Origin of the sequence: Sphaerospermopsis reniformis (genome assembly GCF_005402885.1) — a bacterium.
GTDB lineage: Bacteria > Cyanobacteriota > Cyanobacteriia > Cyanobacteriales > Nostocaceae > Sphaerospermopsis > Sphaerospermopsis kisseleviana.
Map to the genome: position 1 here is coordinate 1 of NZ_BJCE01000139.1, position 14,365 is coordinate 14,365.

The 14,365-nt window shown below is 39.6% G+C and carries 8 protein-coding genes and 1 tRNA gene; 3 read left to right on the forward strand and 6 right to left on the reverse strand.

Annotation, left to right across the window (positions count from 1 at the left end):
* Positions 1–162 precede the first annotated feature (162 nt).
* Positions 163–3,843 (reverse strand): pyruvate:ferredoxin (flavodoxin) oxidoreductase, encoded by a 3,681-nt coding sequence (nifJ, locus tag FFR48_RS17825; protein WP_137668297.1) that lies wholly within the window; start codon positions 3,841–3,843, stop codon positions 163–165.
* A gap of 617 nt (positions 3,844–4,460) precedes the next feature.
* On the opposite strand from nifJ, the gene FFR48_RS17830 reads away from it, so the two are divergent.
* On the forward strand, positions 4,461–4,901 hold the full coding sequence (locus tag FFR48_RS17830) for a protein tyrosine phosphatase family protein (protein WP_307722530.1): 441 nt from the start codon (positions 4,461–4,463) through the stop codon (positions 4,899–4,901).
* Between the two features lie 191 nt (positions 4,902–5,092).
* Here the strand turns inward: FFR48_RS17830 and FFR48_RS17835 are convergent, their stop codons facing one another.
* Entirely contained in the window at positions 5,093–5,386 is a 294-nt protein-coding gene (locus tag FFR48_RS17835; protein WP_137668298.1) for a HetP family heterocyst commitment protein, read from the reverse strand.
* Between the two features lie 599 nt (positions 5,387–5,985).
* Here FFR48_RS17835 and FFR48_RS17840 point away from each other — a divergent pair.
* Complete coding sequence (locus tag FFR48_RS17840) at positions 5,986–8,415, forward strand: sucrose synthase (protein WP_137668299.1); 2,430 nt, start codon at positions 5,986–5,988, stop codon at positions 8,413–8,415.
* A 260-nt stretch (positions 8,416–8,675) separates the two neighbouring features.
* On the forward strand, positions 8,676–11,573 hold the full coding sequence (gene pgmB, locus FFR48_RS17845; RefSeq protein ID WP_137668300.1) for a beta-phosphoglucomutase: 2,898 nt from the start codon (positions 8,676–8,678) through the stop codon (positions 11,571–11,573).
* 434 nt (positions 11,574–12,007) lie between these two features.
* On the opposite strand, the gene FFR48_RS17850 is transcribed toward pgmB, so the two are convergent.
* The 4 genes from FFR48_RS17850 to rsfS all read right to left on the reverse strand — a co-directional run bounded on the left by FFR48_RS17850 (position 12,008) and on the right by rsfS (position 14,046).
* A tRNA-Met gene (locus FFR48_RS17850) sits at positions 12,008–12,084 on the reverse strand.
* A gap of 53 nt (positions 12,085–12,137) precedes the next feature.
* Positions 12,138–13,091 (reverse strand): asparaginase, encoded by a 954-nt coding sequence (locus FFR48_RS17855; RefSeq protein WP_096572724.1) that lies wholly within the window; start codon positions 13,089–13,091, stop codon positions 12,138–12,140.
* Complete coding sequence (locus FFR48_RS17860; protein WP_096569469.1) at positions 13,088–13,588, reverse strand: CGLD27 family protein; 501 nt, start codon at positions 13,586–13,588, stop codon at positions 13,088–13,090. Before FFR48_RS17860 ends, FFR48_RS17855 begins: the two co-directional genes overlap by 4 nt.
* Positions 13,585–14,046 carry a ribosome silencing factor gene (gene rsfS / locus FFR48_RS17865; protein ID WP_096569472.1) on the reverse strand — a complete coding sequence of 154 codons (462 nt, stop codon included), beginning with the start codon at positions 14,044–14,046 and terminating at the stop codon, positions 13,585–13,587. Before rsfS ends, FFR48_RS17860 begins: the two co-directional genes overlap by 4 nt.
* Positions 14,047–14,365: the final 319 nt, after the last annotated feature.

Consider the following 14,365-nt stretch of genomic DNA (forward strand, 5'->3'; position numbering starts at 1 on the left):
GGGGAGGAGTGGAAGGTACAAGAGGTGATTTTAATTCTGATCCGTGATATGTTGAAGTTAATTTTATAATTTTGGTGATTGGTGATTGGTGATTGGTGATTGGTGATTGGTGATTGGTGATTGGGTGGTTAACTTCCCCCATCACCCCATCACCCATCTTTTTTAACGGTTGGATGTTGTTACACCCTTATGGTTACTATTTGATTCTGGTTGTGGGTGAGGATTTTCACCAGGCTTACTTTCAGTTTCTTGATGTTGAGTTTCTTGTAACTTTCTGGCGGCTAAATATTGATACATTTGCCAACGACTATTAACATCTTCTTGGGCTTCTTGCAATAATTCTTTTGCCCTTTCTGGGTCAATTTTGGTTAACATCTTGAACCGATTTTCCATGTACATGGAATTTTCAACTGGTATTCTAGGAGTACGAGAATCAAGTTGTAATGGGTTTTGTCCTTGTTCTGCACGATTTGGATTATAACGATACAATAACCAGCGTCCAGAGTCTACAGCAGCTTTTTGATTTTGCATTCCTGTAGCCATATTAATACCATGAGCTACACAATGACTGTAGGCAATAATTATTGATGGTCCATCATAAGCTTCTGCTTCTAAGAAAGCTTTTAATGTGTGTTCATCTCTTGCACCCATAGCCACACTAGCAACATAAACATTACCATAGGTCATAGCTATTAAACCTAAGTCTTTTTTAGCTGCTGGTTTACCACCGGCGGCAAATTTTGCGACTGCACCTTTAGGGGTAGATTTGGACATTTGACCGCCAGTGTTAGAATAAACTTCTGTGTCTAATACCAGAATATTCACATTGCGACCACTAGCAATTACATGATCTAATCCTCCGTAACCAATATCATACGCCCAACCATCACCACCTATAATCCAAACACTCTTTTTCACTAAATAATCAGCCAAGGATTTTAGATTTTGGATTTGAGATTTGAGATTTGTGAAATCGGGATTATTCAACAATTCATCTAATTTATGTTTGAGAATAGATACCCGTTCTCGTTGTTCGTAAATATCCGCTTCGTCTTTTTGTTCAGAATTAAGAATTGGGGTAACTAAATTGTCGCCTATTTGGGGTGCAAGTTGTTGGAGTAAATAGGCTGCCATTTCCGCTTGTTTATCAATAGAAACGCGGAAACCTAAACCAAATTCGGCGTTATCTTCAAATAAACTATTAGACCAAGCTGGACCTCTACCTTCTGCATTTGTTGTCCAAGGTGTGGTAGGTAAGTTACCGCCATAGATGGATGAACAACCGGTAGCATTAGCCACGATCATGCGATCGCCAAATAGTTGAGTTACTAACTTAATATACGGTGTTTCTCCACATCCTCCACAAGCACCAGAGAACTCAAATAACGGTTCTTGCATTTGTTGTTGATTAATTCTATTCAACTTCAAATTGCGGCGGTCTGGATTGGGTAAATTTAAGAAGAAATCCCAGTTTTCCCGTTCTGGTTCTCTTAATGGTCTTTGTTCTGCCATATTAATGGCTTTTTTCTTAGGTTCGGCTTTATTTTTCGCTGGACATACATCTACACATAAAGCACAACCTGTACAATCTTCTGCTGCTACTTGAATGGTAAATTTTAAATCATGCCAATCATGTTCTTTTGCATTTGCACTCTTGAAGGTTGCAGGGGCATTTTCTAATTGTTCAGGTTCATAAACTTTACTGCGGATAACGCTGTGTGGACATACCATCACACATTTACCACATTGAATACAAACGTTGGGGTCCCAAACAGGAATTTCTTGGGCAATATTGCGTTTTTCCCATTTTGATGTACCTGTAGGATATGAACCATCACAAGGTAATGCACTCACTGGTAAATCATCACCTTCACGGGCAATTATTTTCCCTAAAACATCACGCACAAATACAGGTGCATAATCGGGTATTGGTGATTGGGGACTGGTGATTGGTGATTGGGTAGTTTTTTCTTTGGTGGTGATTTCATACAAGTTATCCAAGGTTTTATCAACTGCTTGGATGTTCATTTGGACGATTTCTTCACCTTTTTTCCCGTAGGTTTTACGGATGGATTTTTTAATTTGTGATATGGCTTCTTCTCTGGGTAAAACACCGGAAACAGCAAAGAAACAAGTTTGCATTACTGTGTTAATATGTCCGCCCATTCCCGCTTCCCGTGCGACTTTGTAGGCGTTAATCACATACAATTTGAGATTTTTGTTAATGATCTCTGCTTGCATGGAAGCAGGTAATTTATCCCAAACTTCATCTTTGTCATAAAGTGAATTAAGCAGGAATGTACCACCAGGAACGATATCTTTCAACATGGGGAATTTTTCTACAAACTCCCATTGATGACAAGCGACGAAGTTGGCTTTGGTGATTAAATAGGTAGAACGAATTTGTTGAGGTCCAAACCGCAAATGGGAAACTGTAACAGAACCAGATTTTTTAGAGTCGTAAACAAAGTAACCTTGGGCATAATTATCAGTTTCTTCACCAATAATTTTGATGGAATTTTTGTTTGCCCCGACTGTACCATCTGCACCTAAACCATAGAATATTGCCCTCACTATGCTATCAGATTCAATGTTAAATTCGGGGTCATATTCTAGGCTAGTATGGGTAACATCATCGTTAATCCCAACTGTAAAATGATTCTTTGGTGTTTCCACAGTCAAATTATCAAATACAGCTTTTACCATTGCGGGTGTAAATTCTTTAGAAGATAACCCGTAACGCCCACCAAGAATCAATTTTAGATTTTGGATTTTAGATTTTGGATTTGCTTCTTGAATTGCAGTCACAACATCTGTATAAAGAGGTTCACCTGTTGCACCTGGTTCTTTTGTCCGATCTAAAACTGCAATACTTTGGGTGGTTTTTGGTAAAGTATCAATAAATCTTTGGGTGTCAAAAGGGCGATATAATCTAACTTTGATTAGACCAACTTTTTCCCCTTGTTTGTTAAGATAATCTACAGTTTCATGGACTGTTTCACAACCAGAACCCATAAGGATAATAATTCTTTCCGCTTGGGGATCTCCATGATATTCAAATAGTTTATATTCTCGCCCTGTAATTTCGGCGAATTGATCCATTACCTTTTGAGTGATATCTGGGCAAGCTAAATAAAATGGGTTCACTGTTTCCCGTGCTTGAAAGTAAACATCGGGATTTTGGGCTGTTCCTCTTAATACTGGATTATCAGGAGTTAATGCCCGTGAACGATGGGCTATAACTAATTCTATGGGGATGATTTTTTGTAAATCTTCTGTTGTTAATGTTTCTACTTTATCTACTTCGTGGGAGGTGCGAAAACCATCAAAAAAGTGTAAGAAAGGAATGCGAGATTCTAAACTTGCACGGGTGGAAATAACGGCAAAATCTTGAGCTTCTTGCACAGATGCAGCGCATAACATGGCAAAACCAGAACTTCTAGTAGCCATGACATCGCTATGATCACCGAAAATTGATAATGCTTGGGCTGCAAGCGATCGCGCTGCAATATGAAATACTGTAGGTGTCAGTTCACCAGCAATTTTGTACATATTCGGGATCATTAACATTAATCCCTGAGATGCGGTAAATGTGGTAGTCAGTGAACCGGTTTGTAATGCACCATGTACCGCACCAGCAACCCCCCCTTCACTTTGCAACTGTACCACTGTGGGAACAGTTCCCCAAATATTCGGTTTATGTTCACTCATCCAAGCATCAGACCATTCTGCCATCGGTGAAGATGGTGTAATGGGATAAATAGCAATAACTTCATTGAGTGGATAGGCTACTCTGGCAACCGCTTCATTACCGTCTATGGTGGCATACGTTCTGGTTTTCATATTAATTAACCTTTGAGAATTTCTCAACTCTGGGTAATTCGTAAAAGGGAATAAGTTGTGGAAATAAATTGTACCCAGTAAGCAGTACCCAGTACCCATTACCTAGTTTCCAGTATCCTGGTGTCTACCTTGAAACTAAACTGAAAATTTGAGGAACTTGTGAGGAAAACTCATATTTGAGGGTTTAACAAAACTATATACAGCAGGAGTCAGGAGTAAAACTAGCTTGGTGTATAGGTTTCAATTTAGATTCTGTACCTCATTGATCTGCAATCTGCTGTAAATCTCCTTGAGGACGCAGAGTGTCAACTACCCTCACAACTTCCTCAAATTCTAGCTGTAAGTTAAGAGTAGATTAATGACTAGATGTAAACATTCAGCTATCAGTAATCAGTAATCAGCCAATAGCAGCAATAACAGAGATTCAGAAATTTTAATTTCAGGAATGTTATCTGCATCTGTTTCTTTTCAATCTTTGTATTTAAATATTTTAGGTACAGAAGTAAACCGACGGAAACCGATGGCTGAATGATTATGAATAGATAGCAGTTAATATTTGTACAATAAGGGTCTAGGAAATTCCTACATTAAATTTTCATACCTAGTTGGAGATAGAGTTGGCATCAAAAATATTATTATTTCCACCAAAAACTATGATTGACAATGTGCTGCCAATTAATATTGTCAGAAAGATTAATCAGGATTTAGCAATAAGTGGACAAATTACACCAGATCAACTACAACAACTGGCTGATGATGGTTATAAGTCTGTGCTAAATCTATGTTTTTCAGATGAACCAAGCTTCTGGCAACATGAACAGGAAAAAAGTCAACTTTTAGGATTATCCTATATTAATCTGCCTACCAAAATTGCAAATCTCACACATCCAGCAGCAAACCATATTTTTCAAGTTATTAGGGAACTCCCTAAACCACTGTTGATACATTGTGATAATTCCAAACGTTCAGCAGCTATAGTATTATTATATATTTCTACTAAACAGGGAATTGCCTTTGAGCAGGTGTGGCAAAAAACTATTAATTTAGACCTGCTATAGTTAGTTAGCCTAACATAAAAATTATTATTAACAAAAATTTTTGGCTCTACCGTACTTAGTATGCTAAACTGATAGGGAACAGGAAACAGGGAACAGGGATAGAATTAAGTCAAAAATCAAAAGTCAAAATTAATAACTTCTGCTTCCTGCCTCCTGCCTCAAGAGGGCAACCACAGGGGGTTTGCCCCTACTTAGTTATTGTTGAAAGTTTGAGATGAAGTTCCCCGATGATCATTATTGACAGATTGCAATTTCTGTTTAGTTGTAGATGTTGATGTTGTGACCACTTGGCTATTTTCTTTCATGATTCTGCTATAAGTTCGCTGGGGTATATAATGCAGTGGATTATAGCCAATAAAACGCAAAATCAACACACAAGCCCAGGAATATCTCCCATCCGCAATCGCTTCAATAATCTGATTTAATTCGTCAGGAGTAATAACATTCTCAAAGGTAGCTGGAGAAGAAGAAACTCGGTAATTCATGACTAGCCCTGATAAAATTTGTAGTTTTTGGTTTACATTAGCTGCGGTCTCAAGTGGTCTGTAGCCTATGCTTAAATCATTAAGGTTATCAAAAGTTATTTATGTTAATACCTCAGTCAATTGTGTGATTAGAAAAAATAGGAAACACAAACAATCTCTGATATGCAGAATACTCTTTTTTTTCGGTCATTTTAGCCAAGTTGGCAATTTTTATATAAAGAAATTATAATGGATGGCATTTTTTGTATCTTGTTTAAATGCCTATTTAAATAGTGTCACACAAGGCGTTTACAAAAGTGCAATTAGCAGCTATTGAATCAAATAACGTTTTGTGCTAGTTAGCTAAAAGGTGACTATGGTCTGATTTAAGGTTATTATTTTCCTGGGTTTTGGATAACTAATACTCAGAAATCTAACTAAATATATTGTTCTCTATCTCAGGAATTACTTTATGGTTTCACACCAGAGTTAGACGCGATAATTTTTACAATTTATTTATAATCGCAGAGAAAATGCACCTTACCCAACCCATCTTTTAAAACGATGGTTTTTAAGGTGAGAAAAATGAGGTTGTGGGTGTTATATTTGGGTAATTCCCTATGTATGAATTATTTCAGGCTATTTTAAACAGTGAAGAAAAAACTGAAATTCGTCAGTTTCTCTGTACTTTAGATACTAAGGATCAACGTTACTTTTTAAGAAATGAAATTTTGCAAGCTTTTGCAGATTATTGTCATCAATCTCAAAAACCGGCTTATTTTTACCATTCTTCTTCTTTAGGAACACTTATTAACTACACCCATGAAATAATTTTGGAAAGGGAAAATACTTGGTTTGTAGTTAGACCGAGAATTGCTAGTCAAGAAGTATGGAAACTAACCTCAGATTTTACTCAGTTTGATTTAATAACTCCTAAAGAATTTTTAGATGTGAGCGATCGCTTAGTCAATCGTTACCAATCTCACATTCTAGAAATTGATCTGCACCCATTTTACCAAGCATCTCCAAGAACTAGCGATCCCCGAAATATTGGTCAAGGTTTGACTTTCCTTAACCATTATCTCTGCAATCAATTTGTTACTGATCCCCAATATTGGTTAGATAAATTGTTTCAAGCATTACAGGCAATACAATACAATGGTATGCGGTTGTTAATTGGCGATCGCATTCGTTCTGGTATTCAGTTTGCCAAACAAATTAAACCAGCCATTACTTTTTTAAGCGAACTTCCCCCTCACCAACCCTACCCAGAATTTCGCTTTCAACTGCAACAACTGGGTTTTGAAGCTGGTTGGGGTAACAATGTAGCGCGATTCAAAGAAACTCTAGAACTCTTACAAAGACTCATCGACACCCCCCAACCTTCCCTCCTGGAAGCCTTTGTATCGCGTATACCCGCAGTTTTTCGAGTTGTTCTTGTTTCTATACATGGTTGGGTAGCGCAAGAAGACGTTTTAGGAAGAGAAGAAACATTAGGTCAAGTTATTTACGTCCTTGAACAAGCACGCAGCTTAGAAAACAAACTACAAGAAGAAATTAAACTTGCTGGTCTGGACTGCTTGGGTATCAAACCTCATGTAATTATTCTGACTCGCCTGATTCCCAACTGTCAAGGAACATTTTGTGACCTGCGATTAGAAAAAGTTAACAACACAGAAAACGCTTGGATTTTGCGAGTTCCTTTCACAAATTCTGATTCAGAAATTACCAATAACTGGATTTCCAAATTTGAAATTTGGTCTTATTTAGAAAAATTTGCTCAAGATGCAGAAAAAGAACTATTAGAGCAATTTCAAGGTAAACCAAATTTGATTATTGGTAACTACAGCGATGGTAACTTAGTTGCTTTTATCCTTGCCCGGAGTTTAAAAGTCACTCAATGTAATATAGCCCATTCCCTAGAAAAACCGAAAAACCTATTCAGTAACTTATATTGGCAAGAATTAGAAGAAAAATATCACTTTTCTGCCCAATTTACAGCAGACTTAATTAGCATGAATGCAGCAGATTTTATCATTGCTTCAACCTATCAAGAAATTGTCGGTACACCAGACACAATGGGGCAATATGAATCTTACAAATGTTTTACAATGCCCGAATTATATCATGTAATTGATGGCATTGATTTATTCAATCCAAAATTTAATATGGTTGCTCCGGGAGTCAGTGAAACATTCTTTTTTCCCTATAACCAAACAGAAAAAAGAAATCCTCAAGAAAGCCAACACATTCAAAACCTATTATTTCACCAAGAAGATGATCACATTTTCGGTAAATTAGACGATATTAACAAAAGACCGATTTTTGCAGTTGCACCCATTACCTCAATTAAAAACCTGACTGGGTTAGTGGAATGTTTTGGTAAAAGTAACGAATTACAATCACGATGTCACCTAATTTTATTAACCAGCAAATTATATGCCGACGAAGCCACAAACTTAGAAGAAGCAGAGGAAATCCAAAAACTACACAATATTATTAACCAGTATACTCTACAAAGTAAAATCCGTTGGTTAGGAATGCGCTTACCTAGCAATAAAATCGGTGAAGCTTATCGCATAATTGCCGATAAACAAGGAATTTATGTTCATTTTGCCCTTTATGAAGCCTTTGGCCGCAGCATTTTAGAAGCAATGATTTCTGGTTTACCAACATTCGCCACTAAATTTGGTGGAGCATTAGAAATTATCGAAGATTGGCAAAATGGATTTCATCTCAATCCCACAGATTTAGCAGGTACAGCGAAAACAATTATCAACTTTTTAGATAAATGTGAATCCCACCCAGAATATTGGCAAGAAACTTCACAATGGATGATTCAAAGAATTCGCAATAAATACAACTGGAAATTACACAATGAACAATTATTAGTCTTAGCTAAAATGTTTAGTTTTTGGAACTTGATTGCCCCAGAAGACAACGAAGCCAGAGATAGATATATGGAAACATTATTTTATCTCATTTATAAACCAAGAGCAGAAAAAATTATCCCCCACGCACAACCACAAAAACAATACCTTCCCATTTAAAAACCTGAAATCTAAAATTCTTAAAAAAATCAACGTAGCCACACCAACAACTCTCTGAAACTCTCTTACCTTTGTGTACTTTGCGTCCTTTGCGGTTCAATCATATCAAGCCGAAGATACAAGCCGAAGATAATTGTCAATCGTTAGATAAAAAAAACTACACAACGGGGATGCTCCCTATATCTCTCTTTTTTCTCCCTCCGCGCCTCTGCGCCTCTGCGTGAAAAAATCCATTCATTTAGTAATATTTAATAATAAAAATGGAAAAACAACAAGATTTCATCTACACAGACTGGATATTAATAGAAAACCAGTTTAATCCTGAAAAATTACACGCTAGAGAAACAATTTTCACCATTGGTAACGGTTATTTAGGCACAAGAGGCAGCTTTGAAGAAAGCTATCCCCGTGCATTACCTGCTACATTAATTCACGGTGTTTATGACGATGTTCCCGTAGTTTATACCGAACTAGCCAACTGTCCAGACTGGCTACCATTGATAGTGATGATTGATGGCGAACGCTTTCGTCTCGATCAAGGTACAATATTGCAGTACAACCGTGAACTCGACCTGCGTCAAGGCGTTATTAGCCGTTCTCTACGTTGGCGCAGTCCCACAGGAAAAACCATAGATATCAGCTTTGAACGCTTTGCTAGTTTAGCGGATCATCATGTATTAGGGCAACGTTGCCAGTTAACCACAGTAGATTTTCATGGATTAATTGAAATACAATCTAGTATCAATGGCTACCCAGAAAATAAAGGTTTCAATCACTGGGAAGGACTAGATCAAGGGAAATTTGACCAAGGTTTTTGGTTACACAGTCGCACCCGTTACTCCCATATTGATATCGGGATGGCTGCAAAAATGACCATTTCAGGCATTGAAGCGGCTATGCAAATCAATACCGCACCAGGTTATCCTAGCATCAGCGCCACTTTTTTCTCTGAACCACAGCAAACCGTAACCGTAGAAAAACTCGTTACTGTTTTTACCTCGCGTGATGTTGATCAACCAGTGTTAGCCGCACAGTCAAAACTCGCCCAGTTACCAGATTATATAACTCTTCGTGATGCGAATGAACAAGCTTGGGCTGAGGTTTGGCAACAAAGCGACATTCTCATTGAAGGAGATAGTAAAGCCGCTTTTGCTGTGCGTTATAATTTATTTCAATTGCTCATTGCTGCTCCCCGTGATGATGACAGAGTGAGTATTCCCGCAAAAACCTTGTCTGGGTTTGGTTATCACGGCCATATTTTTTGGGATACGGAAATTTTTATTCTGCCATTTTTTACTTTTACTCAACCAGCACTAGCTCGGAATTTACTTACTTATCGCTATCATACTTTAGATGGGGCGCGGCGGAAAGCGATTCATTATGGATACCAAGGGGCAATGTACGCTTGGGAAAGTGCGGTGACTGGGGATGAAGTAACACCACGCTGGGCGCTACCGAGTGATTATTATGCTGAGGATGTGCGTATTTGGTGCCGCGATCGCGAAATTCATATTAGCTCAGTTATTCCCTATGCTGTATGGTACTATTGGCGAGTGACTGGGGACGATGAATGGCTGAGAGATTATGGTGCAGAGATAATTCTAGATACCGCAATTTTCTGGTCAAGTCGCGTTGAATTTAATTCTCACACTCAACGCTATGAAATACGTAGTGTTATAGGTGCAGATGAATACCATGAATTAGTACATAACAATAGTTTTACTAATCGGATAGTTCAATGGCATTTAGAAAAAGCTGGTATAGTTAATAACCTATTAAGGCGTAATTTCCCGGAATACGCTGAGGCACTAGAGCAGAAATTGCACCTGACTGACGAAATCAGAAACCATTGGCAAGAAATCATTAACAAAATCTGGATTCCCTACGACCCAGAAACGGGATTAGTTGAGCAATGTGAGGGATTTTTCCAGTTAGATGATATTAACTTAGCAGACTACGAACCGCGCCACAAGTCAATGCAAGCCATTTTAGGTATTGAAGGTGCAAATAAACACCAAGTTCTGAAACAACCTGATGTTTTAATGATACTTTATCTCATGCGGGAATCTGCGGAATTTCCTTACAGTAGAAAAAATTTAGAAGTAAATTGGAATTATTACGCACCCCGCACGGATATTACTTATGGTTCTTCCCTGGCTCCAGCTATTCACGCGATATTAGCCGCAGATTTAGGGAAAACCCAGAAAGCTTATGAACGATTTATGCAAGCGGCGATGGTGGATTTGGAAGATATCCGGGGGAATGCGAATGAAGGTATTCACGGTGCTAGTGCAGGAGGCGTTTGGCAAGCGGTAGTTTTTGGTTTTGGAGGTATTCAATTTACAAATAATCAGCCCGTAGCTCATCCCCATTTACCTCCTGGTTGGACACGCTTAAAGTTTAAATTATACTGGCGTGGCAAATGGCATGATTTTGATTTACACCGGGAAAAAGGGACTGGGAAAACATCTGCTACTAATATTCAAGGTGTGATTTTTGATTTAGATGGTGTGTTAACGGATACGGCTGAATATCACTATCAAGCTTGGCAGAGGTTAGCGGATGAGGAAGGTATACTTTTTAGCCGTCAAGCTAATGAGGCGTTACGGGGAATTTCTCGCCGTGCTTCCCTGATGTTAATTATTGGTAATAGGCGATATTCTGATACACAGATCCAGGAGATGATGGAGCGTAAAAACGATTACTATGTGGAATTGATTGAAAATATCACTCCTGATAATTTGTTACCGGGTGCGGTTTCTTTGTTGGATGATTTGCGTCAAGCTGGGTTAAAAATAGCTCTGGGTTCAGCGAGTAAAAATGCTCATGTAGTGGTTGAAAAGCTGGGAATTAGTGATAAACTGGATGCGATCGCTGATGGTTATAGTGTACATAAACCCAAACCCGCACCAGATTTATTTTTATTTGCAGCCCAGCAGTTAGGACTGCCTCCCCAGCAATGTGTAGTATTTGAAGATGCAGCCGCAGGTATAGATGCAGCTTTAGCCGCAGGTATGTGGGCGGTGGGTATGGGACCACCGGAAAGGGTGGGAAATGCTCACATTGTTTTACCCAGTTTAGCAGGTATGACTTGGGAAAAATTGCAAGAGAAATTTAGGGATATTGCTTTACAGCCCACATTCCCCACCCTAACCTAAGTTTTTGACAGGTGACAGTTGCTACGCCACGGTGACAGTTTTAAGAGTTGGATAGGAACGATTTTTTCTTGAAGTAGGAATTAAGTGCAAGGTTTTTCACTTGCCACCTCATAAAAGCTGGCACTTTTTGAAAGCACTTCGGCTTACTTCGACTGCGCCCTTCGACTGCGCCCTTCGACACCGCCCTTCGACTGCGCCCTTCGACTGCGCTCAGGACAGGCTCAGGACAGGCTCAGGACAGGCTCAGTACAAGTCGCTCAGTACAAGTCGCTCAGTACAAGTCAAAATAGCTAAAAGCCTTTACCTGTAAATTTTTCGGATTTATCAATGCCAAACTTCGATACTTTCTCTCAGTGGTTTTGGTTCGCTGGATTTCCTTATAAAAAACAAGACCCTATAAAGCTTTAAAACTTCATAGAGTCTCGTTTTTAATTTGGTGGCGGGAAGTGGATTTGAACCACTGACCTTCGGGTTATGAGCCCGACGAGCTACCAGGCTGCTCTATCCCGCGTCGCTTTCGTCTCTTGACTTTTTTAATATAACTCATAGTCAAGAGTTTGTCAACTACAAAAGCGATAATTCTCCAATTACCTCTAAACGCTTGTATTTCCCCAAGTTCATGAATTTCTCGGACAGGCTTTGGGCAACGCTGGGACTAATCCAACCCATTTGTTGAAGTACATGAATAGCTACGGCATATTTTGCCCGTTTAGCTCCATCCATAACTTTGATAGCTAGTCCCATCCCTTCACCAAGTCGGCCAATGCACTGTACTCCTTCCGCACCTGATTTACTGACCAGTTCACCCGGATTTAAGCGCATCAGTTCTGTGTCAAATTCACCTTTTCCAGCCACCATAGTCGGATGGTGATTCATGGCGCGGACAATGCGTTCCATATCTAAGTTATTGCTGGAGGCGAGTACAGCATATAAAGATGCCATGTGACCGAGTTGCATCAGATATGTGGGAGCGCCGCAGTCGTCATGAACACCGATAAATTCGGCTGCTGGCATTCTCAATAATTCTGCTACCTTGGAGAGAATTAACTGCTGGACTGGGTGTTTACGATCCAAATAGTTATTTAAAGGCCAATGGCGTTGCTGACAAACTGCTAACATTCCAGCGTGTTTACCAGAGCAGTTGTATTCTAGGGTGCTGCGTTTACCTTCTGGAACTGGACATTGCAAGGCGCTGGGGTCAAGGTCAGCCCGCCAGAGGATGTTAAATACTTGTCGTACCTGTTCCATGCTGCCTTTGTGGGAACTGGTAATGATGGCTAAGTCACGATCGCTCAAATCATACCGTTCCAGTGTGCCTGTACTGGTGACAGCTAATGCCTGAAATGGTTTGAGGGCTGAACGGACAAAGGCAGCGGTTTCGGCGTTGCCAGCAACAGATAGAACTCGTCCCCGGTCGTCGCTGACTACAGCCTGGACTATATGCCTAGATTCGATAATACCTTCCCGCAGTAACCGGACTTCCAGTGCTGTGGCTTGTGTTCGTTTTCCCATTGTCAAAACAAATGCCAAACTATAGTACCAATAAGATACATTAAAGCCAAGGCGGCAAAGGTAATTTGCAAGCGTTGGAGAATAGGTTTAATTTCGTAAGAGACAATGAGGCGATCGCGGACAATGACCTCCTGGGGTTTTGTCCAGGTTTGGCCGTCATACCAGCCTGATTCTTCATAGAAGACTGTGGAACTATAAAGGCGATCGCGCACATAGAACCAACCCAAATACAACCGCACCAATATCAGCACTACTCCCACACTAGCAGCGGCAGATCCACAGAGAATAAAATGAACTATATGCTTTTGTGGAGGAAAGCTGGCAGCGGCTACTGGACCTGCAACCAGCCATGACCAACTCCAAATCCAAAAAATCTTGGTGAGATAATTACGCCAGCTTAAGGTAGTATCCCGAAATAGCCAGGAATTTTTTAATTCTTCGTACTCATTGAGTGGTTGTTGTTCTGTGGGAACTGGGCAGTTAGAAACCGATGATCTCATCATCTTGGTTTATCCTCAACCTGATCAGAGTTTGGCAGTGAAATGCGTTCGGCATGAATCCAGAATGCTTCTAAATTATAAAACTCTCGTTCCTTGGGCATCATAATGTGAACAATCACATCTCCATAGTCTTGCAGCACCCAACTCCCCTCAGCTTTTCCTTCTGTCCTTAACGGACGACGTTGCAGGTTCGTTTCCACTTTCTCTTCTATTGCTGCGGCGATCGCTCTGACTTGTACCCTAGAGTAGCCTGTCATCATCACAAAGTAATCAGACAGGTAGGAGACATCTGCTACTTTCAGCAATAAAATCTCACCTGCTTTGCGTTCTGATCCAGCTTCAGCTATGGTTATAGCTAATTTTTCGCTCAGATTATCAGTTTCCGCCATTGAGGTGTTCACTGTTGTTTTGGTCAGTGGAACAGATTCTAATGGTAAATTTCTTGGGAAATAATCAGTCATTCAACCTCAGTTGCTTGTTTCCTTTTTTGATTACAAATTGTCCGATGTGCTTACAAACAACTTGCAATTGTGTGAATAGGTTTTTTTGAATACTAACAAAAAAATCGGTGTTTAGGGGTATAACCAAGGCGAGAAAAAAGGAAACCTTCTTGAGATTAACTACTATTTATGCAGTTGGCTGATTACTGATTGCTAATTAGGGGTTGCTGAGAAAGTCTTTCCGTGAGGGCATAGGAGTCAGGAGTCAGGAGTCAGGAGTCAGGAGGAGATTTGAAAATTTCTTTGCCATCTCTTGAAATCCCCAAAAATGCACACTTTT

What these genes read in the sequence shown, in the direction of transcription:
- FFR48_RS17835 (WP_137668298.1), bottom strand. Translation starts at nt 5,386, where the DNA reads ATGAATTACCGAGTTTCTTCTTCTCCAGCTACCTTTGAGAATGTTATT.
- rsfS (WP_096569472.1), bottom strand. Translation starts at nt 14,046, where the DNA reads ATGACTGATTATTTCCCAAGAAATTTACCATTAGAATCTGTTCCACTG.
- FFR48_RS17860 (WP_096569469.1), bottom strand. Translation starts at nt 13,588, where the DNA reads ATGATGAGATCATCGGTTTCTAACTGCCCAGTTCCCACAGAACAACAA.
- pgmB (WP_137668300.1), top strand. Translation starts at nt 8,676, where the DNA reads ATGGAAAAACAACAAGATTTCATCTACACAGACTGGATATTAATAGAA.
- nifJ (WP_137668297.1), bottom strand. Translation starts at nt 3,843, where the DNA reads ATGAAAACCAGAACGTATGCCACCATAGACGGTAATGAAGCGGTTGCC.
- FFR48_RS17840 (WP_137668299.1), top strand. Translation starts at nt 5,986, where the DNA reads ATGTATGAATTATTTCAGGCTATTTTAAACAGTGAAGAAAAAACTGAA.